A 2,160-nucleotide genomic window follows, 5' to 3' on the forward strand; every position below is an offset into this window, starting at 1 on the left:
TCATTTGTACCCGATGTATGGGTTTCTTCTGTTTTGCCATAATAAAAGGTCCTCCTATGATTTAAATTTTACCATAGAAGAACCTCTTCAATTACATATTTACAGAAAAAGTTTCACACTGCCCATTTCAAAAAAATTAATGAAATACAGATAAATAAAATAAGCCGGAAACCTTTGTATCATAAGGAATCCGGCTATTTTTGCATTTACATGAATGCTTGAAAATTATTTTGCCCAGTCATTGATAATGAGGGCAATCATTTCCATATCTTCATCTGTATTGTTTTCCATGGCATGCCACTGACCTACTTCGATGAGACAAACATCGCCAGGGTGAACAGTGGTTTTGGAACCGTCATTGTCTACGAATGTGCCTTCGCCTTTGATGATGGCATAAGGTTCAGTATTGCCGATGTGCTGATGCCAGCCAATGGAACTATGTGGTTTCAAGACAACTCTTGCATACATGGTTGCGTGTCCCATCAATTCTTCTTCTGTGAGGAAATGATGGATTTCTACGGTGCCGTTACCGCCTTTGAGTCCTTCTTTGATTACAACATTCTCTTTTCTTACCATGGTTCAATTCTCCTTTCTTATTTGAAACGTTGCGGCACTTTTGACACCTGAAAGGTCAAAAAGCGGTGTGTACTCCGATGTAGCCGCAGAGCGTTTTTGCACAAATCCGTTGGTTAAGCCGATTTCCAGAAAATATTCTGTGACTTTATCATATTCAAATGTGGTCAGTCTGCGAGAAAGATTCCGAAATTCTGTGGCGTGGTACATGGGGGTGTACTGGTTCAGCAGGGACACATAAGCGTCTTTTCCCAGATTTTCCCGTATCCAGTCCAAAATCCGAAAACTGTCTTTGTAATGCCCGGGCAGGACAAGATGCCGCAAAATCAGCCCTTTTTCCATGATGCCGTTTTCATCAAAAATATCGGCTTTTGTCTGTCTGCGCATTTCCAAAATGGCTGCTGCTGTGGTTTCAGCGTAATGGGGTACCTTGGAATACTGCACAGCAAGGGTATCATCCCAGTATTTGAAGTCCGGCAGATACACATCCACCAGTCCATCCAGCATCCGCAAGCCATCCAGACTTTCATAGCCGTTGGAGTTATAGACCACAGGAATGGAAAGTCCCTGTGCTTTTGCGTTCTCCAGTGCTTCTGCAATCTGCGGGATAAAGTGGGAAGCAGATACCAGATTGATGTTATGCAGTCCCCGGCTTTGCTGCTCCAGAAAGATTTCCGTCAGCCGTTCAATGGATATTTCCGCACCGAAATTCTCCTGACTGATGTCGTGGTTTTGACAGAAAACACAACGCAGATTACAGTGAGAGAAAAAGACAGTGCCGGAACCCCTTGTGCCGCTGATGGGCGGTTCTTCCCATTGGTGGGCAGAAACCAGTGCCACTTTTGGCAGAGTACCTGCGCCGCAAAAACCAACTTTGCCAGATATACGGTCTGCGCCGCAGTTTCTGGGACAAACGGTGCAGTGCTGCAAAGCCTGTTGTGTGCTCAGATTCATGTATTTTGGCTCCTTTCTGGTGGTTTTGTCATGTGAAACCGCCAGAGGGAGGCTGCACAAACCGACAGGCTTATTTTACCATGAATCACAGCAGTTTCCTATAGAAAAATGTCAATTGCCATGTTAAAATGCAGAAGAAAAGAGAATTGGGTCAAAACAAAGGGGGAAGCGGCATGGAAACATACAAAACCGTTTTGAAAGAAGTGCGGATCAGAGATGAAGTATATTGTGATTGCTGCGGCAGAAAGATTGATGCAGAACGGGAAGATTATCTCCATCTGGAAAAACAGTGGGGTTATTTTTCCAAAAAAGACGGGGAAAATCATGTACTGGATATTTGCGAAGCATGTTATGATAAATGGCGCAGCAGTTTTGCAGGCGCAAAATAAGATTTTGGCAGGGGAAAACCCCTGCTTTTTCTTTGGAGAAAAAGAAAAACCAAATGGCGTTTTTTGCGGAAAAATGGTAGCTTTTGTAAAAATGTTCTTTCTGTAAAGAACTTTGTTTTATTACTTTAGTGCTGAAGGCTGCAAAGCAGCCTTTAACAACCGCCCGCTCTGCGGGTGAGATTAAAGCTTAAGCAAAAAGCATCGTCCTTGTTGTAAAATAAGGGTGTTCAAGCCTAAATATTTT

Annotated in this window: 3 protein-coding genes; 1 reads left to right on the forward strand and 2 read right to left on the reverse strand. The window is 43.2% G+C overall.

What is annotated here, in order from left to right:
- Positions 1–225: 225 nt before the first annotated feature.
- Entirely contained in the window at positions 226–576 is a 351-nt protein-coding gene (locus INF29_RS14045) for a cupin domain-containing protein (protein WP_072854048.1), read from the reverse strand.
- Positions 577–579: 3 nt separating this feature from the next.
- Complete coding sequence (locus INF29_RS14050) at positions 580–1,527, reverse strand: radical SAM protein (RefSeq protein WP_193487345.1); 948 nt, start codon at positions 1,525–1,527, stop codon at positions 580–582.
- 173 nt (positions 1,528–1,700) lie between these two features.
- Here INF29_RS14050 and INF29_RS14055 point away from each other — a divergent pair, with 173 nt between their 5' ends.
- Entirely contained in the window at positions 1,701–1,916 is a 216-nt protein-coding gene (locus INF29_RS14055; protein ID WP_072854052.1) for a hypothetical protein, read from the forward strand.
- The last annotated feature ends 244 nt before the right edge of the window (positions 1,917–2,160 follow it).

The organism is Anaerotignum lactatifermentans (genome assembly GCF_014982935.1).
Taxonomy (GTDB): domain Bacteria; phylum Bacillota; class Clostridia; order Lachnospirales; family Anaerotignaceae; genus Anaerotignum; species Anaerotignum lactatifermentans.